22 protein-coding genes and 3 tRNA genes are annotated in these 26939 nt (G+C 73.9%); 12 read left to right on the plus strand and 13 right to left on the minus strand.

The features are described from left to right. Positions 1–49 precede the first annotated feature (49 nt). Positions 50–487, plus strand: a complete 438-nt coding sequence (locus AB0E77_RS23775; protein WP_361573736.1) for a hypothetical protein — start codon at positions 50–52, stop codon at positions 485–487. A gap of 163 nt (positions 488–650) precedes the next feature. On the opposite strand, the gene AB0E77_RS23780 is transcribed toward AB0E77_RS23775, so the two are convergent. Together AB0E77_RS23780 and AB0E77_RS23785 are read right to left on the minus strand one after the other, a co-directional pair. Continuing rightward, positions 651–723: transfer RNA gene (locus tag AB0E77_RS23780), tRNA-Arg, on the minus strand. 222 nt (positions 724–945) lie between these two features. Next, positions 946–1036 (minus strand) — tRNA-Ser (locus AB0E77_RS23785). A gap of 168 nt (positions 1037–1204) precedes the next feature. Between AB0E77_RS23785 and AB0E77_RS23790 the strand changes: the two genes are divergently transcribed. Then, complete coding sequence (locus AB0E77_RS23790; RefSeq protein WP_361573737.1) at positions 1205–1723, plus strand: SSI family serine proteinase inhibitor; 519 nt, start codon at positions 1205–1207, stop codon at positions 1721–1723. 199 nt (positions 1724–1922) lie between these two features. Next, complete coding sequence (locus AB0E77_RS23795) at positions 1923–6548, plus strand: PAS domain-containing protein (protein WP_361573739.1); 4626 nt, start codon at positions 1923–1925, stop codon at positions 6546–6548. Positions 6549–6566: 18 nt separating this feature from the next. Here AB0E77_RS23795 and AB0E77_RS23800 read toward each other — a convergent pair whose 3' ends face one another. Continuing rightward, a complete protein-coding gene (locus AB0E77_RS23800) occupies positions 6567–7145 on the minus strand; it encodes a TetR family transcriptional regulator (RefSeq protein WP_361573741.1) in 579 nt (192 codons plus the stop codon). 139 nt (positions 7146–7284) lie between these two features. On the opposite strand from AB0E77_RS23800, the gene AB0E77_RS23805 reads away from it, so the two are divergent. Further along, positions 7285–8508 (plus strand): MFS transporter, encoded by a 1224-nt coding sequence (locus tag AB0E77_RS23805; RefSeq protein ID WP_361573743.1) that lies wholly within the window; start codon positions 7285–7287, stop codon positions 8506–8508. 109 nt (positions 8509–8617) lie between these two features. Here the strand turns inward: AB0E77_RS23805 and AB0E77_RS23810 are convergent, their stop codons facing one another. The 3 genes from AB0E77_RS23810 to AB0E77_RS23820 all read right to left on the minus strand — a co-directional run bounded on the left by AB0E77_RS23810 (position 8618) and on the right by AB0E77_RS23820 (position 11610). Further along, the gene (locus AB0E77_RS23810) at positions 8618–10294 is read right to left on the minus strand and encodes a long-chain fatty acid--CoA ligase (RefSeq protein ID WP_361573745.1); all 1677 of its coding nucleotides are present in this window, start codon (positions 10292–10294) and stop codon (positions 8618–8620) included. Between the two features lie 128 nt (positions 10295–10422). Beyond that, positions 10423–10980 (minus strand): SigE family RNA polymerase sigma factor, encoded by a 558-nt coding sequence (locus AB0E77_RS23815; RefSeq protein WP_361573747.1) that lies wholly within the window; start codon positions 10978–10980, stop codon positions 10423–10425. Between the two features lie 303 nt (positions 10981–11283). Next, complete coding sequence (locus AB0E77_RS23820) at positions 11284–11610, minus strand: hypothetical protein (RefSeq protein ID WP_361573749.1); 327 nt, start codon at positions 11608–11610, stop codon at positions 11284–11286. A 372-nt stretch (positions 11611–11982) separates the two neighbouring features. Between AB0E77_RS23820 and AB0E77_RS23825 the strand changes: the two genes are divergently transcribed. Next, positions 11983–12849, plus strand: a complete 867-nt coding sequence (locus AB0E77_RS23825; protein WP_361573750.1) for a bifunctional DNA primase/polymerase — start codon at positions 11983–11985, stop codon at positions 12847–12849. A gap of 18 nt (positions 12850–12867) precedes the next feature. Here the strand turns inward: AB0E77_RS23825 and AB0E77_RS23830 are convergent, their stop codons facing one another. From AB0E77_RS23830 to AB0E77_RS23845, 4 genes are all read right to left on the minus strand, one after another. After that, entirely contained in the window at positions 12868–13578 is a 711-nt protein-coding gene (locus tag AB0E77_RS23830) for a DUF4232 domain-containing protein (RefSeq protein WP_361573752.1), read from the minus strand. 308 nt (positions 13579–13886) lie between these two features. Further along, positions 13887–14294 (minus strand): hypothetical protein, encoded by a 408-nt coding sequence (locus AB0E77_RS23835; RefSeq protein WP_361573754.1) that lies wholly within the window; start codon positions 14292–14294, stop codon positions 13887–13889. A 142-nt stretch (positions 14295–14436) separates the two neighbouring features. Beyond that, positions 14437–14521: transfer RNA gene (locus AB0E77_RS23840), tRNA-Ser, on the minus strand. Positions 14522–14584: 63 nt separating this feature from the next. Next, positions 14585–16027, minus strand: a complete 1443-nt coding sequence (locus AB0E77_RS23845; protein WP_361573756.1) for a trypsin-like peptidase domain-containing protein — start codon at positions 16025–16027, stop codon at positions 14585–14587. A gap of 276 nt (positions 16028–16303) precedes the next feature. Here AB0E77_RS23845 and AB0E77_RS23850 point away from each other — a divergent pair, with 276 nt between their 5' ends. The 3 genes from AB0E77_RS23850 (at position 16304) to AB0E77_RS23860 (ending at position 19112) form a co-directional block, all read left to right on the plus strand. After that, positions 16304–17131 (plus strand): glycerophosphodiester phosphodiesterase, encoded by an 828-nt coding sequence (locus AB0E77_RS23850; protein WP_361573758.1) that lies wholly within the window; start codon positions 16304–16306, stop codon positions 17129–17131. Positions 17132–17345: 214 nt separating this feature from the next. After that, positions 17346–17897: an ATP-binding protein gene (locus AB0E77_RS23855; RefSeq protein WP_361573760.1), complete on the plus strand. Its 552-nt coding sequence runs from the start codon at positions 17346–17348 to the stop codon at positions 17895–17897. Positions 17898–18146: 249 nt separating this feature from the next. Further along, positions 18147–19112, plus strand: a complete 966-nt coding sequence (locus AB0E77_RS23860; protein WP_361573761.1) for a DUF5926 family protein — start codon at positions 18147–18149, stop codon at positions 19110–19112. A 253-nt stretch (positions 19113–19365) separates the two neighbouring features. Here the strand turns inward: AB0E77_RS23860 and AB0E77_RS23865 are convergent, their stop codons facing one another. Next, positions 19366–20040 carry a hypothetical protein gene (locus AB0E77_RS23865; RefSeq protein WP_361573763.1) on the minus strand — a complete coding sequence of 225 codons (675 nt, stop codon included), beginning with the start codon at positions 20038–20040 and terminating at the stop codon, positions 19366–19368. A 55-nt stretch (positions 20041–20095) separates the two neighbouring features. Next, positions 20096–20761 (minus strand): bifunctional DNA primase/polymerase, encoded by a 666-nt coding sequence (locus tag AB0E77_RS23870; protein ID WP_361573765.1) that lies wholly within the window; start codon positions 20759–20761, stop codon positions 20096–20098. Between the two features lie 620 nt (positions 20762–21381). Here AB0E77_RS23870 and AB0E77_RS23875 point away from each other — a divergent pair. Further along, positions 21382–22791 (plus strand): PP2C family protein-serine/threonine phosphatase, encoded by a 1410-nt coding sequence (locus tag AB0E77_RS23875; protein WP_361573767.1) that lies wholly within the window; start codon positions 21382–21384, stop codon positions 22789–22791. A gap of 98 nt (positions 22792–22889) precedes the next feature. Then, on the plus strand, positions 22890–24347 hold the full coding sequence (locus tag AB0E77_RS23880) for an aminopeptidase P family protein (RefSeq protein ID WP_361573768.1): 1458 nt from the start codon (positions 22890–22892) through the stop codon (positions 24345–24347). Between the two features lie 89 nt (positions 24348–24436). Here AB0E77_RS23880 and AB0E77_RS23885 read toward each other — a convergent pair whose 3' ends face one another. Next, a complete protein-coding gene (locus AB0E77_RS23885) occupies positions 24437–24898 on the minus strand; it encodes an ATP-binding protein (protein ID WP_361573770.1) in 462 nt (153 codons plus the stop codon). A gap of 221 nt (positions 24899–25119) precedes the next feature. Here AB0E77_RS23885 and AB0E77_RS23890 point away from each other — a divergent pair, with 221 nt between their 5' ends. Together AB0E77_RS23890 and AB0E77_RS23895 are read left to right on the plus strand one after the other, a co-directional pair. Beyond that, positions 25120–25962: a hypothetical protein gene (locus AB0E77_RS23890; RefSeq protein ID WP_361573771.1), complete on the plus strand. Its 843-nt coding sequence runs from the start codon at positions 25120–25122 to the stop codon at positions 25960–25962. Between the two features lie 160 nt (positions 25963–26122). Beyond that, positions 26123–26869: a YcnI family protein gene (locus AB0E77_RS23895; protein WP_361573772.1), complete on the plus strand. Its 747-nt coding sequence runs from the start codon at positions 26123–26125 to the stop codon at positions 26867–26869. The last annotated feature ends 70 nt before the right edge of the window (positions 26870–26939 follow it).

Here is a 26939-nt window from a genome sequence, read left to right on the forward strand (position 1 = left end):
CCGCGGGACCTCGGCCCGGCACGGTGCATCTGGAGGCATCCTGTCCGGCATGACATCGATCCGCGCGATGGCGATCGGCCTTCTTGCCGGGGGCGCCGGAACCCTGGTCCTCGATCCCCGGGGTGACGGACCCGGCCACGTGCGTCTCGCCATGCTGACGGGACTGCTGGCGGGCCAACTCCTCACCGTCCCGGCATCGCTGATCGGTGGAGTCGTTCGGGCGCGCGCACGGAAGGGCGGGCCTCTCCGTCTTTACGATCTGTCCGTGGGTCCCCTGCTCGTCGCCTCGGGCGCACTGGTCGTGACCCAGGCGTGGGCAGTGGTGCACTGGCTCGGCGCTGACCCGGTCCCCGGCGGTGTCGGCGATCCGGACGGCGAGACGTCCCTAGGGCTGATCGCGGGCCTTTCCGGGTCTGTGATGGTCCTCGTCGGTGTGGTGCTGCTGGCGAACGGCGTCCGGTCGAGTCGGCGGCCGGCCGGGGGGTGAGGGATCCGGCCACCCCGCCCGAGGCAACGACTCCGGCCGCGGCCCGCGCCGGCAAGCCGACGGACACGGTGCGCCCCACCGGTTGACGCGGTTGCCGTACTTCGCCGCTGTACGCCCCGGAAACGCAAGAGGCCCCGGATCTCTCCGGGGCCTCTCACCTGTGTGCACTCGGCAGGATTCGAACCTGCAACCTTCTGATCCGTAGTCAGATGCTCTATCCGTTAAGCTACGAGTGCTTGTCTTTTCTGTTTTCCCGCCGTTCCCGGTCCTTTCGGCCCGCTCGCGGCGACAGGAAGAACATTACATGACTGCCGCCGTCATGTGAAATCCGATTCCCCCACCCCTTGTGACCTGCGGAAACGCTTCCACAGGCCCGCGCAGGGCACCAAGCGTGGCCACCGGCCCCCGGACAACGACGAAGCCCCGACCGCAGGGGCCGGGGCTTCGTCGATCATGTGCGGAGGCGGAGGGATTTGAACCCTCGATGGGCTTTAAGACCCAAACCGCATTAGCAGTGCGGCGCCATAGACCGGACTAGGCGACGCCTCCAGACAACATCACCCCTCGCGTGCGAGCGCGAGTGGCGCGTGCCGATGATGACACAGTTGAGCGCGCTGTCACCAATCGACCCCCACGGTACTAGGCGGGCGGGGCGCAGGGCAAAGCCCTTTCGGCGTGGTCGCGCAACGTCCGGCCGGACGCTGCGTTAGTCAGGTCATGCTCCTGATCACCCGCAACGCCACCGCCCGCCTTCTCGGCGTGGCCGCCGCCTCCGTCGCCACCCTCGTCTCCCTGGCCACCGTGTCCACGGCCGCGCACGCCGACACCGGCGGCCCCCGCGCCGGCCGGACCACCGGCGCACTGGTGCCGCCGCCGGTCCGCGACGAGGACCGGGCCGGTGATCACCTGACGGTCACCGTCCGGGACGCCGGCCCGGGCGCGGACGGCACGTACGAGCTGTACTGCCACCCGGACGGCGGCAGCCACCCCGACCCGGCCGGCGCCTGTGCCGCGCTCGACCAGGGCACGCGCTGGGGCCAGGACACCTTCGCGCCGGTCCCCATGGGCAGCGTCTGCACCATGCAGTACGGCGGACCGGCCACCGCGCACGTCACCGGCACCTGGGCCGGGCGCCCCGTCGACGCGCGCTACGACCGGAGCGACGGCTGCCAGGTCTCCCGCTGGAACCGCATGGTGCCGCTGCTGCCCGATCTCCGGGCGCGGAGCGGGGCGTAGGGCCGGGCGGGGAGCCGGGTGCGGGGCAGGGGTCGGTACCCGGTCACACGTTCTACGTCACTTCCTCGTGCGACCTCCCTCCCGTCCCGCGCCCCCGGCAGGGCCCCAGCGCTTAGACTCCCTCGCGTGACACGCTGCGGGCCGGTTGGCAAGATGGCCCAGGCGGTCGGCAAGTGCGGTAACAGGAGGGAAGCGTCTCGTGAGCAGCAGGCCATCCCGAGGCGCTGCTCGCCTCGCAGCCATACTGGACGCCCTGCCCGATGCGTTGGTCCTGGTCAACGCCAACGGCACCGTCGTCAACGCGAACTCCATCGCGCTGGAGGCCTTCGAGGCGCCGGGCACCGCGCTGGTCGGACGCGGGCTGCTGGACCTGCTGCCCCAGTTCGACTCGCGGCTCATCCCCGGGTCCATGCGGCGACCGGACCACATCGACCCCCGCGCGCGCACCAAGCCGACGCGGATGGTCGCCCGGCGCACGGACGGCACCGAGTTCCCCGTCGAGGTCGCCAGCGCCAACCTGGAGAACGGGCAGCAGGCGTACGACGGCTACGGCTACACCGGCGACGAGCTGCTGATGCTCGTCGTCCGCGACCTCACCGGGACCGTCGACACCGAGGCCGAACTGGCGCGCTCCCAGCGGCAGACCGAGATGATCCTGCGCGCCGCCTCCGAGGGCGTCGTGGGCACGGACACCGACGGACGCATCGTCCTCGTCAATCCGGCCGCCGCCCAGATCCTCGGCTACCGGGCCAGCGACCTCGGCGGCCGTGAGCTGCACACCCTCGTCCTGCACTCGCGCGCCGACGGCTCCCCCTTCCCGTACGACGAGTCCCCGCTCGCCGACACCCTGCGCTCCGGGCGCAAGCACCGGGTGCGCGGGCAGGTGCTGTACTCCAAGAGCGGTGACAAGCTGCCGGTCGACCTGACGACCGCGCCCGTGCGCGACGGCGACCAGCTCGTCGGCGCCGTGATGACGTTCACCGACCGGCGGCCCTACGACGCCCTCGTCAAGGACCACGAGGCGGCACAGCAGCGGCACGCCGAGGAGCTGGAGCGGCTGGCCGAGGAGCACGGCTCCGAGCTGACCTCGCTGCGCCAGCAGCACGTGACCGAACTGGAGGAGCTCCGCGAGAAGCACGCGGAGGAGCTCGCCGCGAACGAGGACCGCTACGCCGCGCTCGGCGAGCGGGAGAAGGACCGGTACGAGGCACTCGCCGCCCGGCACGAGCAGCTCCTCACCCTCCTCGGGACCTCCCTGCGGGGGCCGCTGGAGGAGCTGCGCCAGGAACTGGCCGCGCTCGCCGCCGACGACGCCGGGCAGTTGTGGCCCGAGGCCAACCAGGTGCTCCACCACCTGTCGGCCGGATACACGCGGATCACGACCCTCATCGACAACGTCCTCGGCTACCAGCGCCTGGACGTCGGCAGCGAGAGCGTCTCCCGTACGAAGGTGATGCTGGACGCCGTCGTCGCCTCCGGTGTCGACGGGGCCGTCGAGCTGATCGGGCCGGGACGGGTGCAGTTCGCCGTGCACGCGCCGCCCATCGAGGCCGAGGTCGACGCCCGGCTGCTGGCCACCGCGCTTGCCCATCTCGTCGCGGACGTCGCGGGCGTCGACGCGACCGGCAACTCGCCGGTGTCGGCGGGCGGTTACCTGGACAACACCGTCGTCGTGGCGGCGGCGCAGCGCGGCAACGTCGTACGGATCGAGGTGCGCGGGCCGTACGCCGGGGGAGACCCGGTGCACGAGCCGGTCGTGCGCGGGATCGTCCGGGCGCACGGCGGCGTGCTGCAGACGCACGAGGTGCCGGGCATGAGCGGCAGCGCGTACGTCCTGGAGGTGCCGATCGGGGGCGGGGCGGGCGCCGTCACGGCCGTGGCCCCGGCCGCCGAGGCGGAGGGCGCGCAGGAGGCCCCGGCCCAGGAGCCCGCCGGCGGTGGGCGGCGCAGGGCCCGGCGGTCCTCCGTGGACGCCTTCCTGGAGAGCGAGGCCGAGGGTCCGTCCGCCAAGGGCGCCGAGGGCGGTGCCGCTCCCGAGGCGGAGCCGGGCACGCCGACCGGGCGGCGCAGGCGACGCGCGGCCCAGGAGCCGGCGGCGGTCGCCCTTCCGGTGCCGGCACAGGCGACGTCGGCGGAGGGTTCCGGTGGTACGGGGCGCCGGCGGGGTCGTCCCGCCGAGGGCGCGGGCGACGCCCAGTCCGGAGCGGCGTCCGCCGGTGTCTCCGAGGGCGCCGTCGTCATGGCCGGCGAGCACGGCGCGGGGGCCGCGGCCTCCAACACCGGCCTGGGCGGGACCGTACCGCCGCAGGGCGTGCCCGCCTCTCCGCAGGGCGTGCCCGCCTCTCCGCAGGGTGCCCCCGCAGCTGCGCAGGCCCTGCCCGCGCCCACCGGGCGGCGTGCCCGGCGGGCCGGGGACGAGCAGCACGCGCTGCCGGCGGCGTTGCCCGCACAGGCCGGCGAGTCGGACCCGGAGGACGCCTCGCGGCCGACCGGGCGCCGACGGCGTGCCCTGGCCTCCGCGAACGAGCGTGCCGCGGCGCAGGAGGCGGCGCCGCGTCAGGTGTTCGCCCTGCCGCCGGCCGAGGCCGACCGTCCGTCCGACGGCGCGACCGCGACGGCCGGTCCGGTGGGCGCCCCTGGGCAGGTCCAGGTGCCCGGTCCGGCCGCTTCCGGCGACGCCCTGATCGACGAGGGCCGGCACGACGCCGTGCCGCACGATCAGGCCGACGACCACACCCCGCCGCAGCCGCACCCGGCCGAGGCGCCGACGGGACGCCGCCGCAGGGCCGTCGGCGGACCACAGGCACAGGCAGCGCAGACGGCACAGACGGCACAGGCCCACGGCATCCCCGCCCAGGGCGGTCCGGTGCAGGGGGCGCCCGTGCCCCGGCAGAGTGCCGCGGTACCCGCGCAGAGCGGCGCAGCCGGTCCGAGCGCACCCACCGCGCCGGAGGCCGCGCAGGGACCGACACCCGCCGCCGGACCGGCCCAGCCCGCCGGGCCAGGTCAGCCCCTCGGCCCGGTCCAGCCCACCGGACCGGCCCAGTCCGCCGGGCCAGGTCAGCCGCTCGGCCCCGGCCAGCCCACCGGACCCCAGCCCGCAGGCCCCGGCCAGCCCGTCGGGCCCGCACAGCCGACCGGCCCGGGCCAGACCGGCCAAGGCCAGACCGTCGCACCCGGCCAGCCCGTCGGCCCGGCCCAGGCCGCCGGACCCGCTCACCCGGGCGTGCCCGCTCAGCCCGTCGGGCCGGGGCAGCAGCCCGTCGAACCCGCCCCGCCGACCGGCCCCGCCCAGCCCCTCGGCCCCGCGGCAGGCGCCGCAAGCCCCGCGTCCGCCGCAGCCGAGGCCGCCGGGCCCGACGCCCCCGCGCAGGTCCCGGCCGCCCCCGCGCCGGCCCCGCAGCCGTGGCCCGCAGCCGCCGAGACCTCGGGTGCCGGGACGCCCGTGCCGCCCGGCGACGCGGGTGGCACGGCCTCCCCGACCACCCCGGTCAGCGCGGCCCCGGCGGGCACGCCTGCTCCGCCGAGCGCCGCCGCACCCTCCGCCCCCCGGATCCCCGCCACCACGCCGAGCCGCGGCACCCCCCTGCCCCCGGAGAGCACACCGCGCGTGGCCCAGCCGCTGCCCGCGGAAGCCTCCGTCCCGGTCGACCCCGACTCCACCCAGGGACGCGCGATCAGCGTGCGGACGCTCGGTCAGGGCGTGCCGTTCAACCGGCAGGCGCTCCAGGTGCAGCAGCCGTCGGCCACGCCGCCCCCGCATCAGCCGGGCGCGTCCGGCCGGCGCCGCAAGCTGGGCACCCCGCCCGACCCGGCGGCCACCGCCCGCCCGGAACAGGCGGCCCGCCCGCACCCGACGGCGGAGCAGCCGGCCCCGGCCGCGTCCCCCAAGCCTCCTTCCCCCCAGGGGCCGGAACAGCCGTCCCTCGCGGGCGGCCAGGGACGTCTCGCGCCGGCGACCGAGGCCGCGGGACGGTCGTACGCCATAGGGGCGCCGGACCGGAACGCCGCCGAGGGGCCCGAGCCGCTGGACGGGCCCGGCGGAGCCGTGGAGGTGGCGGACCCGCCGCGTCCGCAGCCGATGGACGACGAGCTGCCCCCGGAGCCGCTGGACAACCCGCGCCGGCTCCTGGTGTGGCCCGCGCCGGACGTCTCCACGCAGCAGGCGCTCAGCGACCGCGGCTACCGGCCGGTGATCGTGCATTCGCGCGAGGAGGTCGACGCGCAGATGGCGGCGTTCCCTGCCGCGCTGTTCGTGGACCCGCTGACCGGGCCGATCACGCGTACGGCGCTCCAGTCACTGCGGCAGGCGGCCGTCGCGGCCGAGGTGCCGGTGCTGGTGACGGCCGGGCTCGGGCAGGCCTCGCGCGACGCCGCCTACGGCGCCGACCCCGCCGTCCTGCTGAAGGCGCTCGCGCCCCGGGACAGCGAGCAGCATCCGCCGCGGGTCCTGCTGATCGAGGAGCACGCGGAGATCGCGCTGGCGCTGACCTCGACGCTGGAGCGGCGGGGGATACAGGTGGCGCGGGCGGCGAGCGACACGGACGCGGTGACGCTGGCGGGGCAGTTCCGGCCGAACCTGGTCGTGATGGACCTGATGCGGGTGCAGCGCGGCCAGGAGGGCGCGGCCGGGATCGTCGACTGGCTGCGCGCGAACGGGCAGCTCAACCGCACCCCGCTCGTCGTCTACACCGCCGCCGTCGACCAGGCGGACCTGCCGCGGCTGGCGTCCGGCGAGACCGTGCTGTTCCTGGCGGAGCGGTCCACCAGCGGCGAGGTGCAGTCCCGGATCGTCGAGCTGCTCGCGCGGATCGGGACCAACTGACGCCGCACCGGGCCGGACCTAGGGGCTGACGATCCTGCGCGCCGCCTCCTTGATCGAGGCGCGCAGCCGGTCGGCGTCGGTGTCGTCGCCGCCGACCAGGATGCGTTTCATCTGGGGCATGACGGACGCCCAGTTGGCCATGGCGATCAGCAGGAACAGCAGGTCGGGGGCGGGGATGGCGTCGGTGACCACGCCGCGTTCCTGGCCGTCCCGTACGGCGGCGACCTTGCGGGCGTAGTGCTCCTGGCGTTCGGCCTCGTCGGGCAGTTCGGCGGCGCCGTACTCCATGCCCTCCCAGAAGAGGAGGCGCAGCAGCTCGGGGTGGGCGGCGTGATAGTCCAGCAGGCGGTCGACCCAGCCCTCGATGTCGTCCGGGTCGACGGGGACGGAGATCGCGAGGTCGAGCATCTTCTTCTCGAGGACGGACGCGAACAGCTCGCCCTTGTTGCCGTAGTAGGCGTAGATGAGCTGTTTGTTGGCCTTCGCCTCGGCCGCGATGCGGTCGATGCGGGCGCCGGCGATGCCGTGGCGGGCGAACTCGGCGACCGCCGCCTCGAAGATCCGGGCCTTGGTGGCCTCGGGGTCCCTTGCTGCCATGGGGACAGGGTAGCGGCGGCACGGGAGGCAACCAACCGTTTGGTTGACAGGACCCGGGAATGCCGAGCAGAATCCGGGAGTTCCTTATAACCAACCAGTTAGTTGCTAGCGTCTCCGCCTCCAGGGAGCAGCTCCGCCCATGTCCTCACCGTCAGCAGCAGCCGTCCGGACCACGCCCGCCGAGCCCCGCACCGCACCGCGGCAGACGCCGTCCGTCGCCTCCCGCCTCTTCCTCCCCCTGATCGCCGTCTGCACCGCCGTGACGGCCGCCAACATCTACCTCGCGGCACCGCTGCTGCCCCTCATCGCCCACGACTTCGGCTCCACCCCGTCGGCGGTGTCCTGGCTCGCCTCGGTCGCCCAGTTCGGGTACGCGGCGGGCCTGCTCTTCTTCGCCCCGCTCGGGGACCGGGTGAACCGGCGGCGCCTGGTCGCCGTCCTCGCGCTGGTCGCGGCGGCCTCCCTGGTGGTGGGCGCGGTGGCGTCCGGGACCGGGGCGCTCGCGGCCGCCGTCCTGGTCGCCTCGGCCGCGACCGTCGTCCCGCAGCTCCTGGTGCCGCTGGTCGCCGCGCGCGCCCCCGCCGACCGCAGGGCGCGTCATGTCGCGGCCGTCATCGCGGGCCTGTTCACCGGCATCGTCGCCGCCCGGGTGCTCGGCGGGCTGGCGGGGCAGGCCTTCGGCTGGCGCGCGGTGTTCGTCGGGGCCGCCGCGCTGACCGCCGCACTCGGCCTGGCCACCGCGTACGTGCTGCCGGCCGAGCGGCCGCGGCGGCAGGGCTCGCTGTTCTCCGGGCTCGCCGCGCTGCCCGGTGTGGTGCGCCGCTCGCCGGACCTGTGGCGGGCGTGCGTGCGCCAGGCCGGGATGTACGGCGCCTGGAGTGCCCTGTGGACCTCGCTGGCACTGCTCCTCACCCAGAACGACGGCTACGGCCTCGCCACGGCCGCGGCCGGGCTGTTCGGCCTGTTCGGGCTGACGGCGAGCGTCGTCGCGCCGCTCGCGGGCGGCCTGGTCGACCGGTTCGGCGCCGCCAGGACCGTACGGTCCGCGTATCTGCTCGCCGCCCTGTCGGTGCCGCTGTTCTGGCTGGGCGGGCACGTGATGGCGGCCCTGTGCGCGGCGGCCGTCCTGGTACACGCCGCCCTGGTCGCCTCCCACGTCGCCAACCAGACCCTCGCCCTGACCACCACGTCCGCCCCGGCCACCGCCAACACGGCGTACGTCGTGGCGGGCTTCGCCGGCGGCGCGCTGGCCTCCGCCCTCGCGGGGACCGCCTTCAGCCACTGGGGCTGGGGCGGAGTGTGCGCGGTGGCGGGAGCGTGGCTGGCCCTCGGGTGGGCGACGACGGCCGTACGGAAGCGGTGAGCGGAGCGGGCGGTACGGAAGCGGTGAGCGGAGCGGGCGGTACGGAGGCCGGGCGAGTACGGAGGCCGGGCGGCGCACACCGCCCGGCCTCCGTACGTGTGCGCCCGGGTCAGAGCCGGGTGACGTCCAGCCCGCCCTCGGCGTACTGCCTGCGCAGCACCTTCTTGTCGAACTTGCCGACGCTCGTCTTCGGCACCGCCTCGATGACCGTCCAGCGCTCCGGGAGCTGCCACTTGGCGATCTTGCCGTCCTCGGCGAGGAAGGCGCGCAGCTCCTCGAAGCCGACGCTCGCGCCCTCCTTGAGGACGACGGTGGCCAGCGGGCGCTCGCCCCACTTGTCGTCGGGGACGGCCACGACCGCGGCCTCGGCGACGTCCGGGTGGGACATCAGGGCGTTCTCCAGCTCGACCGAGGAGATCCACTCGCCGCCGGACTTGATGACGTCCTTGGCGCGGTCGGTGAGGGTGAGGAAGCCGTCGGGGGAGATGGTGCCGACGTCGCCCGTCTTGAGCCAGCCGTCCTCGCTGAACTTGTCGGCGGGGCGCAGCGGTTCGGCGTCCGGGCCGTTGTAGTAGGCGCCGGCGATCCAGTTGCCGCGGACCTCCAGCTCGCCGGCGGACTCGCCGTCCCAGGGCAGGCGCTCGCCGCCGGGACCGGTGAGGCGTGCCTCGACTCCGGCCGGGAAACGCCCCTGGGTGAGGCGGTACGCGAACTCCTCGTCGGTGCCGACCGCGTGGGCCGGCGGCCGGGCGACCGTGCCGAGCGGCGAGGTCTCCGTCATGCCCCAGGCGTGGCAGACCCGCATGCCGAGCTTGTCGAACGCCTCCATCAGGGAGGGCGGACACGCGGAGCCGCCGATGGTGACCTGGCCGAGGGAGGAGACGTCCCGGGGGTGCGCGGTCAGCTCGGCGAGCAGGCCCTGCCAGATGGTGGGGACGGCGGCGGCGTGCGTCGGCCGTTCGCCCTCGATCATCGCGGCGAGCGGAGCGGGCTGCAGGAAGCGGTCCGGCATCAGCATGTTGACGCCGGTCATGAACGTGGCGTGCGGCAGCCCCCAGGCGTTCACGTGGAACTGCGGGACCACGACCAGCGAGGTGTCCTGGTCGGTCAGGCCCATCGACTGGGTCATGTTGACCTGCATGGAGTGCAGGTAGATGGAGCGGTGGCTGTAGACCACGCCCTTGGGGTCGCCGGTGGTGCCGGAGGTGTAGCACATGGCGGCGGCGGCCCGCTCGTCCAGCTCGGGCCAGTCGTACGTCTCCGGCTTCCCGGCGAGCAGTTCCTCGTACTCGTGCACCTCGACCGACGCGCCGTCCAGCAGCGAGCGGTCGCCCGGGCCGGTGACCACGACGTGCTCGAGCGTCTTGAGGTGCGGGAGCAGGGGGGCGAGCAGCGGCAGCAGGGAGCCGTTGGCGATCACGACGCGGTCGGCGGCGTGGTTCACGATCCAGGCCAGCTGCTCGGCCGGGAGGCGGAGATTGAGGGTGTGGAGGATCGCGCCCATGGAGGGGATCGCGAAGTAGGCCTCGACGTGCTCGGCGTTGTTCCAGGCGAGGGTCGCCACACGTTCGTCGTTCTGGACCCGGAGGTCCTCGCGCAGGGCGTGCGCCAGCTGGGCGGCGCGGACGCCGATCTCGGCGAAGGAGCGGCGGTGCGGCTCGTCCTCACCGGTCCAGGTGGTCACCTGCGAACTGCCGTGGATCGTCGACCCGTGGGTCAGGATCCTCGAGATCAGCAGCGGTACGTCCTGCATCGTGCTCAGCACGGTGTCCTCCCGGGGCGACATTGCCTACGCGGCGGTAAGGGGTGCGCTGATTCTGCGCACATACCGCGTGGTATGTCACTACTCCCCGGTGATCGATCAGTGCGCGACGCCCGACAGATCCGCCCATCGAATCGCCACAAATACATCCATCACCGAACAATCCCCAGTTCAGGGTCCTCGCGGAGCTTGCCGAGCGCGCGGGACACCGCCGACTTCACCGTGCCCACGGAGACCCCGAGGACTTCGGCCGTCCGGGCTTCGCTGAGGTCCTCGTAGTACCTGAGGACGACCATCGCCCGCTGCCGGGCCGGCAGCTTCATGACGGCCCGCCACATCGCGTCGCGCAGCGCCTGCCGGTCCGCCGGGTCGTCCCCGCCGGGCACCGGCTCCGGCTCGGGCATCTCGTCGCACGCGAACTCGTCGACCTTGCGCTTGCGCCACTGCGACGTCCGCGTGTTCACCAGGGCCCGGCGCACATAGCCGTCCAGGGCACGGTGGTCCTCGATGCGCTCCCAGGCCACGTACGTCTTGGTGAGCGCGGTCTGCAGCAGGTCCTCCGCGTCGCTCGGGTTCGCGGTCAGCGACCGGGCGGTACGCAGCAGCACCGGCTGGCGGGCCTTCACGTACGACGCGAACGACGGGTACGGGAAGGTCTGCGCCACGGCTGTGGCGGCGTTCGAAGCGCTGGTGCAGACGGGTGCGGTCATGTCTCAACGCTATGAGCGAAGGGGCGCGCGGCGGATCGGCCGCAGGTCCCGAAGCGGAGTCCGCCTCAGGTTGTAGGGGTGGGGTCAGCCTCACCTCCTCTGGGTGGAGGAGGGGGCGAGGGGTACTGCGGGTTCACCCCTGGGGTCCGCCCTGCCACCCCCGCGTCTCCCGGCCCGGACGGCCGGACGAACGCCTGGGCGGCGGTACCGGAGTACCGCCGCCCAGGCGCCGAACGACCCATGAAGCACACCCGCGCGGAGACCGGGGACCGGCGCCGGAGCGGCCCGTCCCGGCCCCTCAGCTCACCACCACAGCGGGGAGAAGCTGACGGCCACGTTCTCGTTGCCCTGGTTGACGGCCGTGAACGCGGAGCCCTCGACCTGGGCGGTGTTGCTCTGGTTCGAGGCACCCGAGCCGACCGCCTGCTGCTGCGTGGTGGACGAGTTGCCGTTGTTGTCGTCACCGACACCGCTGCCGACGATGCCCGCGAAGGCCTCCGCGGAGGTCGCACTCGATCCGTCGTCCGCGATGGCGCCGTTGTCCGCGGCCGCGACGCCGCCGAAGAGGGCGACGGCCAGCGGGAGCGCGGCGACGGCGGCGATGACGCGAGCGGTACGGATGCTTGCCATGTAGTTCCTCCAGAACACGGTGCGCACCGGCTTCCTGCCGACAACGCGAGAAGTACCTGCACTTACGAACCAGCCTGGGTGCCAGGGCAGTTGGCCGACCGCCCCGACGCTGTGCACGACGTCGCGTGATCAGAGTTGCCCAGCGATCACCGCGGAACCACCCCGGAAGCACCGATTCGCCCTCAAGCGTGAGGACAAGTCGATAAACCCCTTTGCCTGCACTTTTGCCGCACCACGGGCAGTACGGACAGCTCCCCCTCAAGCCCCACAAGAGGTGAAGCGTTCCGCCACTTTCCGCATCCGCCACTCCACTCCGGCGCGTCGCGGGCTCCCACCCTTCCCTTTTTCGAACGCACGTACGAACATGGAGTCATGGCCACCACCGACCGGCAGGCCACGACACTGGCCCTCGCCCACGCCTTGTCCGCCGCCGAGCGCGGACTGGCGGTCATCCCCCTGTCCCGCACGAAGCTCCCGGCCCTGCGCTCCCCCCACCACGACGACCCGGCGCCCTCCCGCTGCCACGGCGAGTGCGGCCGCCCCGGCCACGGCGTCCACGACGCCTCCACCGACCCGTCCCGCATCCGAGAACTCTTCGCCGCGGCCCCCTGGGCCTCGGGCTACGGCATCGCCTGCGGGCTGCCGCCGCACCACCTCATCGGCGTGGACCTGGACACGAAAGGCGACACGGACTCCTCGGCCGCCCTGCGCGAGCTGGCTTTGCGGCACCTGTTCACGATCCCGCCCACAGTGGTGGTACTGACCCCCAGCGGCGGCCGCCACCTCTGGCTGACCGGCCCGCCCGACGCCGTCGTCCCCAACTCGGCCGGCCGCCTCGCTCCCGGCATCGACATCCGCGGCGCCGGCGGCTACCTCGTCGGCCCCGGCTCCCGCACCCGGCACGGCGTCTACGCCGCGGCACCAGGCACCGCCCACCTGCCGCCCGCCGCCTGCCCGCCCGCGCTGCTGCGCCTCCTGCTCCCGCCGCCCCGCGCCCACCGGCACACCCCGGCGACGGCCGACGCGCACGGCCGCGGCCTCGTCCAGTTCGTCCTCGCCGCGCACCGGGGCCAGCGCAACACCCGCCTGTTCTGGGCGGCGTGCCGCGCCTACGAGAACGGCCTGGACGCCGCTCTCGTCGGTCCCCTGGTCGAGGCGGCCCGGGCGACCGGCCTGACGGAGAGCGAGGCCCGCGCGACCGTCGCGTCGGCGGCCCGCATGACGGGCAGGCGCCCCTGACGGGCCCTTGGCGGGCCCCTACGGCGCCCCGGGCGACGTACCCGCGGTGTCGTCCTTGCGCCACGCGCTCACGCCCAGCTTGCCCGTGGTGCCGAGGTCGAGGCCGGGCGCCACGACCACGGGGGCGGAGCCGTCCCGCTCCCGGAGCCGGACGTACGGGACGTTCACCGCCTCCCCGAACTGAGTGGTGTTGCGCCACATCAGCCCGGCCCGCGCCGACTCGCCCGGCCGCAGCGTCACCGGCCGCGGCGGTGCGTCGAACCCGTCCAGCAGGGCCACGCCCTCGCCGCCCCGCACGACCCGGATCCCGTCGACGGGCTCCAGCTCCTCGTCGAGCAACTGGAGCGCCGGATAGCCCTCCAGGGAGTGCGGACGGTTCCCGCAGTTCTCCAGATGCAGGCCCACGACACGCAGCCCCATGGCCGCGTCCCCGTCGTCGGCGAAGAGCCTCAGCCCCGACGCCGGGCAGGACCCCGCGGGCACCGGCGCCTCCTCGGCGGGCACCCGCTTCACGTCGGTGATCCGCACGTGCGCGGGGTCCAGAGGGCCGGCGCCGGCCAGACCGCTCCCGGCACCGTCGAGCGTGCGCCGCACGGTCCGCCCCGCACCCACGGAGGCGACGGTCTCCTCCCTGCTGGACATCGCCCTGCCCTGATCGTCGGTGAGGGTGAAGGTGACGGTGTAGGTGAAGGGCTCGTCCCCCTGATTGGTCACGTCGTACGCGACCACGCAAGCCGCTCCTCCACCACCGGAGCCGCCCCTCTCGGCCATGCCGACGACCCGGACCCCGCTGTCCCCCTGCCCGGCACCGGAGGCGGGGGAGGCGCCGGAGTCAGTGGAACCACTGGAGGTCCCGCCCCCGCACGACCCCTCCGAGCCACCCTCCCCGGCCGCGGTCCGGGTACCGCAGGCACCGAGCAGCAGACTGGCGACGAGGACACCGGAGACCGCGAGCGGCGTGCGGAGCGGGAGGGTACGCATCGCCCCACCCCACCAGTCCCACACCGCACCGACCGTGTCGGAAGCCACAGTTCCAGTCACAGCCGTGTCACAGCCCCGCCCCTCCGCCGCACCGCGCCGACCACCGCGACCAGAGCACTGGTCACGGCGACGCTCCCCACCAGGACCATCCCGGCGCCGACCACGAAGAGCCCGCTGGCATCGTCCGACCAGTCGTAGCCGGCGGAAACGGTCAGCCCCACGCCGACCCCGGTCACGGCACCCACGCCATGCCCCCGCCACGCCGCCCAGCACACCGGCACCAGCAGCGTCACCACGAGCCCGATCACCTGCCAGGCCTCGTACGGCCCGGTCGTCGACCCGTCGGGGTGCACGTCCCGCTCCTGGTCCCACCCCAGCCAGGCAGCCCACAGCCCCACCGCCACCGCGGCGACCACGAGCCCCGACACCAGCTCCGCAACGCTCTTCGATCGTCCCTGTCCCATACCCCGAGGGTTCCCGCCCGCCCCCGGACCGACCAGAGCGAAAGTACTCAGCCGTACCCAGGTACCGGCCCCCACCCCGAGGCACCGCGCACACGACGACGGCCCCCGACCGTGATGCCTGGTCAGGGGCCGTCAATCCGTGCGGTGGGTGTGGGATTTGAACCCACGGTGACTTGCGCCACGACGGTTTTCAAGACCGTTCCCTTAGGCCGCTCGGGCAACCCACCCCGCGTCGGCCGGTGATCGGCCGCGCGGGACCAGGGTAGCGGGTCCGTGCGGGAGCGGGTGGGTCAGTCGTCGCCGGTCTTGGAGCCGAGGGTGAGCTCGGCCGTGTGCTGCTTGCCGCCGCGTTCGTAGGTGACCGTGACCTTGTCGCCCGGCTTGTGGGTCCAGATCTCGCCGATCAGGGTCGGGCCGCTGTCGATCACCGTGTCGTCGAGCTTGGTGATGACGTCGCCCGGCTTGAGGCCCGCGGCGGCGGCGGGGCCGCCCGGCTCGACGGGCTCGGAGCCGCTGACGCCCTGCTCGGTGATCTTCGCGCCGTTGGTCGTCTCCTCCAGCGACACGGAGGCGCCGATCTTCGCGTACACCGGCTTGCCGGTCTTGATCAGCTGCTTGGCGACGAACTCCGCCTGGTTGATCGGGATGGCGAAGCCCAGGCCGATCGAGCCCGCCTGGCCCGCGCCGCCGAAGCCGCCGCCGCTCGTGGACTGGATCGCGGAGTTGATCCCGATGACGTTGCCCTGCGCGTCCAGCAGCGGACCGCCGGAGTTGCCCGGGTTGATCGAGGCGTCGGTCTGCAGGGCGCTCATGTAGGACGCCTTGCTGCTCGCGCTGCCGTCGCTGGAGGCCACAGGCCGGTTCTTGGCGCTGATGATCCCCGTGGTCACCGTGTTGGACAGGCCGAAGGGAGCGCCGATGGCGATCGTCGAGTCGCCCACGGCAACCTTGTCCGAGTCGCCGAGGGGCAGCGGGTTCAGGTCCGACGGGGCGTTCTCGAGTTTGATGACCGCGACGTCGTAGCCCTGGGCGTGGCCGACCACCTGGGCGTCGTACTTCTTGCCGTCGGGGAAGGTCGCGCTGAGCTTGCCGCCGTCGACCGCCTCCGCCACCACGTGGTTGTTGGTGACGATGTGGCCCTGCTTGTCGAAGACGAACCCGGTGCCGGTGCCGCCCTCGCCGTTGCTGCCCTCGGCCTGGATGGTGACCGTGCTCGGCAGTGCCTTGGCGGCGACGCCCGCGACCGTGCCCGCGTCGCGCTTGACCGAGCCGCCGGTGTCCGAGGCAGAGACCGTGGTGGAACCGGACTCGTCGTTGTTCTTGGCCAGCGTGTAGCCGAGGCCGCCGCCGAGCCCGCCCGCGACCAGGGCGGCGATCAGGAGCGCGGCGACCATGCCGCCGCGGCCGGACTTCGGCGCCGGCGGCTGGTACGAGGCGCCCCAGCCGCCTCCGGAGCCGTCCCCGCCTCCGCCGCCGTAGGACGGACCGGCCGGCGGCGGGGGCGGCGGCCAGGACGCGTCGGGCGCCGACGAGCCCGGGACTGCCTGGTGGGACGCGAAGCCCGGGGAGGTCGGGTGACCGCCGTGCGATTCCGCGCCGGCGGACGACGGCTGAGGCGCCGGCTGGTCCGGGTGGGGCGGCGGGGCCGGCTCGGAGGCTGCGGGAGATGCCACCGGCACGGGGGGTGCGGACGGGGCCGGGGGTACCACGGTGCCCTCGTTCTCGGTGCTCACAGCTTCTCTCCTCGATCCACTACTGCCGCTCGGGCGCACGGGTCGTGCTCGGCCACGTACACGCGCGCCGCTCCACGGCCCGGCGCGACGCGGCTGCGCATGTGGTGGTGCATGTGCATGTCCAGGCCATCAGCTTTTCCCACGAGCCGTCAGAGCACCATAAGCGGATGCTGTGCGTCGCGGCTGTTCCTTACACAGGCCATCCAAGACTAAACGGGCACGGGACCGATCGGTCCGACGGCACGTCCGCCCGCGCACGGGTGGCACCATGACGCGGTGACCCACGTACGACAGCAACCGATTCAGGTCGTCGCCCACCGCGGGGCCTCGGAGGACGCTCCCGAGCACACCCTGGCCGCGTACCGGAAGGCGATCGAGGACGGGGCGGACGCCCTGGAGTGCGATGTGCGCCTGACCGCCGACGGCCACCTCGTCTGCGTCCACGACTGGCGTGTCAACCGTACGTCCAACGGCCGCGGCGCGGTCTCGGCGCTGGAGCTCTCCGACCTGGCGGCCCTGGACTTCGGCGCCCGCAGGACCCGGGAGTTCTGGCGCACGCGCGACGAGCAGCCCGACTGGGAACACCGGCCCGAGGACCGGGAGGAGACCTCCGTCCTCACCCTGGAGCGGCTGCTGGAGCTGGTGTCGGACGCGGGGCGGCGGGTGGAACTGGCCATCGAGACCAAGCACCCCACGCGCTGGGCGGGGCAGGTGGAGGAGCGGCTGCTGGCGCTGCTGAAGCGGTTCGGTCTCGACGCGCCCGTCTCGGCCGCCGAGTCGCCGGTGCGGGTGATGAGCTTCTCGGCCCGCTCGCTGCACCGGGTGCGGGCCGCGTCCCCGACGCTGCCGACGGTCTACCTGTCGCAGTTCGTCTCACCCCGGCTGCGCGACGGACGGCTGCCGGCCGGTGTCCGGATCGCGGGCCCCTCGATCCGGATCGTGCGCCGGTACCCCGCCTACATCGAGCGTCTGAAGGCTGCCGGACACCAGGTGCACGTCTGGACCGTGAACGAGACCGCCGACGTGGATCTCTGCGCCGGCCTGGGCGTCGACGCCGTCATCACCAACCGGCCACGCGCGGTCCTGCAGCATCTCGGCCGCTGATTCGTCCGCAGACCTTGACCCGGCGAGCCGTCTGCCCCATTCTCCGGTCTCGGCCACACCGACGAAATCCAGCCACACGATTACGGGGAGTGCTCCGGCGCGTTCGGTGCGTGTTCGACCGTGTCGAATGCGTCACTGGGCGGGGACGGGCCGGTTTCCGGTTCAGGCCAGAAGGGCATCCACACCGTGGCGTGGGGCGAAGGAGGTCTCGGGGGTGGCGTTGGTGGTGGCACAGGAGGTGCCCACGTCGTCGAGCATGGCCGTTCCCCATGGCCCTGCGGGCGTGGGGAAAGCACGGCACCGGATGCGGGAGCAGTTGCGCAGGGGCGGTGTGGCGGAATCGGTCATCGACGACGCCGTGCTGGTCCTTTCCGAACTTCTCAGCAACGCGTGCAAGCACGGCCGTCCGCTGGGCGACGCACTGGCCGGGGACGGCGACGTCCGCGCGGCCTGGCAGGTGGACGCGAGAGGCCGGCTGCTGGTGGAGGTCACGGACGGTGGCGGACCGACCCGTCCGGCCCCGGCGACCCCGTCGGTCACCGCGCACGGCGGCCGCGGGCTGAACATCATCACGGCCCTCGCCGACGACTGGGGCGTACGGGACGAGGCCTGCGGAGACGTAACGGTCTGGGTCGTCGTCCACGACGACGTGCACGACCCGGACGCGGGGCGCCGGCGCGACGACTTCGCCACGCGGGTCGCGGCCCCGGCGGTGTCGGAGATCCCCGGGCTGGACTTCGCGGACGCCTTCGACGAGCTGGGCTGAGACCGGCCGTACGCGGCGGGGCCGGGCGCCGCACCCGGGCTGCGGGGCGGTGGGGTCCGGGTTCCGCGCGTGGAGGGCCGCGTGGTGCAGGCGACCCACTCCCCACAGGACGCGTCCGGCACGGCGCGCCGGGGGAGTTGTCCCGGCGGTGTCCACACGCGGCCCGTCGTCCACAGGGTCCCGTCGGCCGGGGCGCGAACGGCTAGGCTCGCGCCCGTACGAGTAGAGCCGTAACCGGGAGACACCCAGATGGCCAAGAAGCGACCCCAGACGAAGGCCAAGCGGCCCCAGCTCACCGACGGGGAGGTCCCGGTCGTCGGCGCCCGCGAGCCCTGCCCCTGCGGCAGCGGCCGCCGCTACAAGGCCTGCCACGGACGGGCGGCCGCACAGGCCACGACCGAGCTGGTGCAGCGCCCCTTCGAGGGACTGCCCGGCGAGTGCGACTGGGTGGCGCTGCGCGAGCTGGTGCCGGCGGCCACGGTCGGGCTGACGCTGAAGGACGGCCTGCCCGAGGGCGTTCCGTCGGTCACGCTGGCCACGGTGCTGCCGATGGCCTGGCCGGCCCTGCGCCGCGACGACGGCTCGGTGCTGCTCGGCCTGCAGAACGACACGGCGTCGGGCGACATCAGCCGCGACCTCGCGGACACCCTCCAGCGGGCCCTCACCGCCGCGCCGGGCACGCCGGTGCAGGGTCGCCGGGCGCCGGCCGACGGTCCCCGGCTGCAGGACCTGCTCGCGCCCGAGGGCGCTTTCGAGCCGGTGGTGCACGAGGGCTTCGAGTTCTGGGTCCCGGACGCGGAGAACGCCACGCCGGAGGTGGCCGCCTCCCTGGAGCGGGCGAACGCCGCGGCGATCCCGACCGTCCGGCTCCAGGGCGTGGACGCCGCCTACTGGTGCGAGACGCCGGACAAGAACCACCTGCGGTGGGTCATGCCGTACGGGGAGGAGCAGCTTCTGGACGCTCTGGCCCGGCTGCACGCGGCGGGCCGGTCGAGCCTCGGTGAGGGCACCCGGCTCGTGGGCTCCTTCCGTGCTCACGGGCTCACCGTCCCGGTCTGGGACCTGCCGAGCGGGGTCACCGCCGCAGACGTCGAGAAGCCGGCGGCCGAGTTCGCCGAGCGCCTCACCGAGGCCCTGGCCACGGACGCGCCGCTCACGCCCGATGAGCGCCGGGCACGCGGCGGCCTGGTCAACCGGCAGGTCACTCTCAGCTGAGTCACGGCCGGCACGCCTCGGTGTCCGTCCGGCTGACCGACCGGTCAGCCGGAGCACCGGCCCCGGAAGGGGTGACTCCAGTCACAACTCCCGGCGAAGACAGGCCAGTCGGTGACCGGAATACAAGAGATCGAATTTGCTAACAGCCGATCTCTTGTTACCGTTCCAGTAGCCCGGTTGCTGGTGCATCCCCCGTCGCCAGCAACCGGGTCTTTCCATGCCCGCCGACGTGCACGCGGTCCCGGTCTTCGCATCAACGGCCTTTTCCCGCAGGCATGTTGCTGCCGGTACGCAACAGCAGCGGCCCCTGCCCCACCCGGCCGACGAACTCCGCGACGGCGGTGTACCCGGCCGGCTCGCCCCGCAACGGCTCACGGGGCGTCTCGCACATGCCCGGCGCGTCCTCGGCGCCCACCGCGCAGCGCATCCGCAGGCTGTGACCGTCGGGCCCGAGGAGGCTCAGCACCATCTCCAGCGCCCCACCGGTCGCGTTGCGGTAGTAGGTCCGCGCCCAGGTGCCGGTGCCCTGCGTCAGCACGCAGGTCTGTGCCTCGACGCCCTCGGGCGAGGCGAGTTCGGGGCCGCAGCGCACGGCGGTGGCCAGGCCGAGCGGCAGCGTGGCGGGGTCGGGCCCGGCGCCGGACGGCGTGGCGCCGCCCTCGGACGGCGTGGCGCCGCCACCGGACCGTCCGGGCGCCGTGCCGTCACCGTCGCTCGGAAGCAGGCGCACCACGCCCGGGGCCCGGTCGTCGTCCTTGCCCCCGTGGGGCACCGGCCCCGCGGACGCCACGGCGAACGGCAGGACGGCCGCGCACACCACGGCACCGGCGAGGCCGTGGAGACGGAACCCGCGGCCGGCCGGGCGGCGGCGGTGCAGTCCACCGCGACGCGGCCTCGCGGCGCGGTGGTCCCCAGCTTGAAGCGGCATGGAGCGGACGATAACGACCCGGGCGGGCGCCGACTTCCGCGCGCGCCCGACACCCCTACAACTCGGGCGCGCTCACACCCGTACGGGTGAGGGCCTCGACGACCGCGTCCACCACGGCCTCCACGTCGGGCACCCAGGGCGAGGCGGAGCCGGGCAGCGGTGCCCGCTCCCAGCGGACGACGCCCCGGCCGGTCTCGGACGGGGGCAGGGCGAGATAGCCGCCCTCGCCGTGGAAGCGCAGGGAGCCGGGGACGAAGTCCTTGGCGTAGAGCAGCTCGCCGAGCTGCTCCATGGAGTACGGCCGGACCAGCAGCGACCAGCGGGTGGGCGAGGCGACGACCGGGCCGAGCCGCAGACCCGCGCGGTCGAGCGCGGCCAGGGCGCGGGCGGCCGGCAGGGCGGGCAGGGAGACGGCGCACGGGGCGTTGCCTCCGGTGGCCAGGACGATCGGCGCCGTCGGCCGGTTGGTCCACCACCAGCGCACCATGCGCTCGTCGGTGGTGGCGGCGAGGAGGCCGGGGTCGAAGGGGTGCGCGCCGGGCACCGTGCACTCGGGGTCGGGGCAGGCGCAGCGCGAGCGGGCCTGCGGGTCCGGCGCCACGCCCGGGAGTACGGGCCACCGCCACTGCGTCGCGTAGGTCAGGGCCGCACCGATCAGCTCAGGCCGTCCGCGGCCTCGCCGGGACAGAAGCCTGCGTCGCCTTCCGAGGATCTCGCGCATGAGCGCTCGTTCCTTTCCGTTGCACGCCTGGCAACACCGTGGTCGTCTCACACCATGTGTCGATCACTCGCTGTGCGTAGCTGGTGGCGCATCACACCCCTGCCGCGGGCAAGGGGAACCCCTGTGGTCCGAACTCTGACTGCGTCCGCGGCGGCCGGCGTCCATACTGCGTCCATCAAAAGCATGGGCCTGGCGCGGGGGTGGCGAAGTCTGGCGTTTGCCGTCCCGCGTATTTCTCTCCGCCTCCGCCACGGGAGGATGGGGCACGGTCGTCGGTGGATAGGACGCCCGGGTCCACCGCCAGGTTCCGGGTGGCCCCCAGCCACCCCTGGCTTTCACCGAGTACGTACCCATCACGACCGCTGTGACGCTCCGTGGAGCACCCCCAGAAGACCGCAACAAGACGTCCTCTGGGGCAGTTTCAAGCCAACTTTGCTTTTCCGCAAGGGGTTCGGAAAGGAGGCCGCTCGCACCCCACGGACACCAGGAATCCCAGCAGGACAATGCTGGACATCTCCTTACGAGTGCGTGTACATGTGGAGACACTGCTAGCGGCGCAGAATGACATGGGGGTTTGCGATGCTTTTGAGCAGTAAGCACCGGTCGGAAAGCCGGACGCCATGAACGCCCCGCACCCTGCGAAAGTGGCCGGAATCGATTCAACTGTGCCGTCCCCCGCACACACTGTCCCGCCCGCCGCGGCAGGCACCTCACCCGCCGCCCCGCCGAACGACCCGGGCGCACCGGGTGGGCCGGGCGCCCTGCTCCAGGACCGGCTCGCCGGCTGGGTGTCGGACCTGACGACCCTGCACGAGCTGACCGAGCGCCTCGTCCGCACCGACTCCCTCTCCGAAGCGCTCCAGGAACTGCTCCGCGCCGGCGCCGCCCTGGTGGGTGCCCGGCGCGGTCTCGTCGTCCTGGAACCGGCCGACGGGCTCGGCCCCGACAGCACCATCGGCCTCGGCCTGGCCCGCGCCGACCTCGGCCACATCGAGACGGTGCCGCGCAGCTCCCTGTCGTACGGACGGATCCTGGAGGGCCTGCCCGTCGCCGAGGGCGGCATCGCCGAACCCGACCTTTTCGCCGAGGAGGGCCTCGACCCCCGCCACCGCGAGGTCGCCGCCCGCCTCGGCTACGCCGCCAGCTACGCCCTGCCCCTGTCCACCGACCGCGCCGGCCGCCTCGGCGCCGCCGTCTGGCTCTACGACGAGCCGGCCGAACCGCGCGAGCGGCAGCGCCACCTCGTCGGGCTGTACGCCCGGTACGCCGCCGAGCACCTGACCCGGCTCCTGGAGACCGAGCGCACACGCGGCGACATGGCGACCATGGCCGAGGAACTGCTGCCCTCGCGCCTGCCCCGGGTGCCCGGTGTGCAGCTCGCCGCCCGCCGCCGCACCGGCCCGCGCGGCGGCGGCGACTGGTACGACGCCCTGCCGCTGCCGGACGCCGCGCTCGGTCTGGCCGTCGGCTCCGTCACCGGCTCGGGCCCCAGCGCCGTGGCCGCCACCGGACGGCTGCGCGCGTCCCTGCGGGCGTACGCCGTGATGGAGGGCGAGGACCCGGTCGCGGTCCTGTCCGACCTGGAGCTGCTGCTGCGGCTCACCGAGCCCGCCCGGTCGGCCACCGCCCTGTTCGGCTACTGCGAGCCCGCACTGCGCCGGATCACCCTGGCCGGCGCGGGCCACAGCCCGCCGCTGCTGATCGGCGAGCGGCGCACCGAGTTCGTGGAGACCTCCGTCTCCGCCCCGCTGGGCATGCTCGCCTGCTGGGAGGCGCCGAGCGCCGAGCTCCAGGCCGCGCCTGGAGAGACGGTCCTGCTGTACACCGACGGGCTGCTGCACCGCACCGGCGACCCGATCGACCGCGCCTTCGCCCGCCTGCACGCCGCGGCGGCCGGCGTACCGCGGGCCAAGCGGCACGACCCGGACGCCGTCGCCGACCATGTACTGCGCACGGTGCTGCCGGACGGCGCGGACGAGACGGACTCCGAGGAGGACGTCGTCCTGCTGGCCGTCCGCTTCGACCAGTGAGGCGCCGCCGCACGGTGTAACAGGTCCTTCGGCCCTGGGCCCCCTTCCGCACGACCGTACGATGGGGGTGGTCCAGTGCCGTATCAAGGAGGATGACCGTGGCGGAGGAGCTCACACCGGAGACCCCGGACGAGGCCGACGAGCCGATCAAGCAGCGGAAGAACGGCCTGTACCCGGGCGTGTCCGACGAGCTGGCCGAGAACATGAAGTCCGGCTGGGCCGACACAGAGCTGCACGACCTGCGGCCGATCGCCCAGGCCGCCGAGACCGCCGCCCGCCGCGCCGCGCTGTCCGCCCGCTTCCCGGGCGAGCGCCTGGTGATCCCCGCGGGCAACCTGAAGACCCGCTCGAACGACACGGAGTACGCCTTCCGCGCCTCGGTCGAGTACACGTACCTCACCGGTAACCAGACCGAGGACGGCGTCCTGGTCCTGGAGCCCACCACCGACGGCCACGCCGCGACGATCTACCTCCTGCCGCGCTCCGACCGCGAGAACGGCGAGTTCTGGCTGGACGGCCAGGGCGAGCTGTGGGTCGGCCGCCGCCACTCCCTCACCGAGGCCGAGAAGCTCTACGGCATCCCCGCCTCCGACGTGCGCGAGCTCGCCGGCGCGCTGCGCGAGGCCACCGGCCCGGTGCGCGTCGTGCGCGGGTACGACGCCGGTATCGAGGCGGCCCTGACCGACAAGGTCACCGCCGAGCGCGACGAGGAGCTGCGCGTCTTCCTCTCCGAGGCCCGTCTCGTCAAGGACGAGTTCGAGATCGGCGAGCTGCAGAAGGCCGTCGACTCCACCGTGCGCGGCTTCGAGGACGTCGTGAAGGTCCTCGACAAGGCCGAGTCGACCAGCGAGCGGTACATCGAGGGCACCTTCTTCCTGCGCGCCCGCGTCGAGGGCAACGACGTCGGCTACGGCACCATCGCCGCCGCCGGCCCGCACGCCTGCACGCTGCACTGGGTCCGCAACGACGGCCCGGTCCGCTCCGGCGACCTGCTGCTGCTCGACGCGGGCGTGGAGACGCACACGTACTACACGGCCGACGTCACGCGCACGCTGCCGGTCAACGGCCGCTACAGCGAGCTCCAGAAGAAGATCTACGACGCGGTGTACGACGCCCAGGAGGCGGGCATCGCGGCCGTGCGGCCGGGCGGCAAGTACCGCGACTTCCACGACGCCGCGCAGCGTGTCCTGGCCGAGCGGCTCGTCGAGTGGGGCCTGGTCGAGGGCCCGGTCGAGCGTGTGCTGGAGCTGGGCCTGCAGCGCCGCTGGACGCTGCACGGCACCGGTCACATGCTCGGCATGGACGTCCACGACTGCGCCGCCGCGCGCGTGGAGTCCTACGTCGACGGCACCCTGGAGCCCGGCATGGTCCTCACCGTCGAGCCCGGACTGTACTTCCAGGCCGACGACCTGACCGTGCCCGAGGAGTACCGGGGCATCGGCGTCCGCATCGAGGACGACATCCTCGTCACCGAGGACGGCAACCGGAACCTCTCCGCCGGCCTGCCGCGCCGGTCGGACGAGGTCGAGGCGTGGATGGCCTCGCTCAAGGGCTGACGTCCCGCGGGTCTTCGAGGGCCGGGCGCCGACCGGGTGCCCGGCCCTTTCCGTGCCCGTGCATGCGTGCTCGCGCTGTCGCCCGTGCGTCAGACCGCCACGAGGGGCGCGTCCTCGCGCCACTTGAGAATCTTGTCGAAGCTCACCACGGCGCCCGGCCGTCCCGGCGTGCTGCCGATGTGGACGTGGTCGGCCAGCTCCCGGATGAGGCACAGCCCCCGGCCGTGCTCGGCGTCGGCCGGCACCGGACGGGGCGCGCCCCGGGTGCGGCCCGGGGCGGGCTCGAACCCGGGACCCGTGTCGGCGACCTCGATGCGGCAGCGTTCGCCGTCCAGGTACGCCGTGACGCGGTACGCCTGCGCGGGGTCGCCGGAAGAGCCGTCACCGCCGTGCTCGACGGCGTTCGCACAGGCCTCGCTCAGCGCGACGGAGAGGTCGAAGGAGATGTCGGGGTCGACGCCCGCGGTCTCCATCGTGCCGAGCAGCAGGCGGCGGGCCAGGGGCACGCTCGCAGCCTCGCACCGCAAATGGAGTGACCACCAGATGCTCATGCTCCAGCCTCCCGGCCGCGGCTCGACATACCGTTACGTATTGCCCCCTGTCCCCGGGCGTAAGCGCAGTGTCCGCACCGGAACCCCCGGACGGCGGATGCGAGCGCCCCGCCGAACGGTGTATGTGGGACAGCTCTCATCAAGACCGGCCATCCGGTCGTACCGCATCTTGCGGACCTGCCGTACGGCGCGGGGGTCGCCAGTGCGATGATGAGGCCGCCATGACTGCCCCCCACCCGCCTTCGGCACGCTCCGGGAACGACCTCCGGATTCTGCGGGCCGCGGTGTTCGCCGCGGTCTGCGTCGTGCTGGCCGCGGCGGGGCACACCTTCGCTTCCTGCGCCACCGTTCCCCTGTGGACGCTGGGCGCGGGATTCCTCGGGGCGGTCCTGGTCGCCGCGCCCCTCGCCGGGCGCGAGCGTTCCCTGCCCGGGATCGCGGTGCTGCTGGCGGTCGGACAGACCGCCCTGCACACGGTGTTCGGGCTCGGCCAGCACGGGGCCGCCGCGGTCACGACGACGGCCTCCGCCGGCGGGGCGGGCGCGCTGTCCGACACCTCGCTGGTCCAGCAGGCCGCGCGCCTGGTCTGCGGGACCACCGCGGCGGCGATCAGCCCGGCCCAGGCGCAGCGGATCCTCACCGACGCACGGCTCGCACCGGGTGCCGGCGCCCACACCGGAGCGGCACATCACCCGGCGGACGCCCTGTCCGCGGCAGCCGGCCCTTCCGTCTCGCTGCTGCCGTCCCTGCCGATGCTGCTCGTCCACGTCCTCGCGGCCCTCGCCGCGGGCTGGCTGCTGCGGCGCGGGGACCTGGCCGTGGCGCGGCTCGTCACGCTGTCGGCGCACTCGGCCCAGTCGATGGCCGAGGGAGCGCTCGTCCGCGCCCTGCGCGCCGCGCTCGCCCTGGTACGCGCCCTGCACGGCGGTCTCGCGGGCGCACCCCGCACGGGACCGCGCCCGCCGCGCACCTACCTGCTCGTGCCGCCGCGACCGCACACCGCCGCTCTCCAGCACACCGTGATCAGGCGCGGTCCGCCGAGCGCCCTCGCCCTCGCCGCCTGACACGACGCGACCACCGACCGCCGTACCGCTTCCGCCTCACGGGCCGGAGTGACGGAGGGGGGGCCGCCGTCGTGCGGCCCGCGCGCGCGTGCGCGCCTTCCTCCCAGCACCTCCGACACCGGCTCCTGGCCGGTCACACACGAAGCGGAGCAGTCCGTCCATGAACGTTTCCCGTATCGCCGCCGCCGGCACCGCGGCCGGCATCGCCGTCCTCGCGCTGTCCGCCCCCGCCTTCGCGCACGTCAGCGTGCAGCCGGAGGGCAAGGCCGCCAAGGGCGGTTACGCGGTCGTCGACTTCAAGGTCCCCAACGAGCGGGACAACGCCTCCACCACCAAGCTGGAGGTCACCATCCCCGCCGACCACCCGCTGGCGTCCGTGATGCCGCAGCCGGTGGCCGGCTGGAAGGCCGAGGTCACCAAGGCCAAGCCGGCCAAGCCGCTGGAGTCGCACGGCAAGCAGATCACCGAGGTCGTCACCAAGGTGACCTGGACCGCCGAGGGCAAGGGCATCGAGCCCGGCTACTTCCAGAAGTTCCCGCTGTCCGTCGGCGCGCTGCCCGAGGACACCGACCAGCTGGTCTTCAAGGCGATCCAGACGTACTCCAACAAGGAGGTCGTGCGCTGGATCGAGGTGCCGCAGGAGGGCCAGGAGGAGCCCGACAACCCGGCGCCCGTGCTCGAACTGACCGCCGCCGAGGACGACGCCCACGGCGCGGCGGGCGCGAAGGCCGGCGCCGACGCCGAGTCCACCGCCCAGCACACCGCGGCCGACAGCTCAGCGGACTCCGGCGACAGCAGCGACACCACCGCCCGCGTCCTCGGCATCGCCGGCATCGTCGTCGGCGCGGCGGGCGTCGCGTACGGCGTCCTCGCCGGCCGCCGCCGGGACACCCGCGCCTCGGCGTAACCGCACCCCCGCCGGGGGGGGCCGCGGCGGGGGGGCGGGCCACCCGCGCCCACCCCCGGACAACACAAAA

It is taken from the genome of Streptomyces sp. NPDC032940 (assembly GCF_040636935.1).
Taxonomy (GTDB): Bacteria; Actinomycetota; Actinomycetes; order Streptomycetales; family Streptomycetaceae; genus Streptomyces.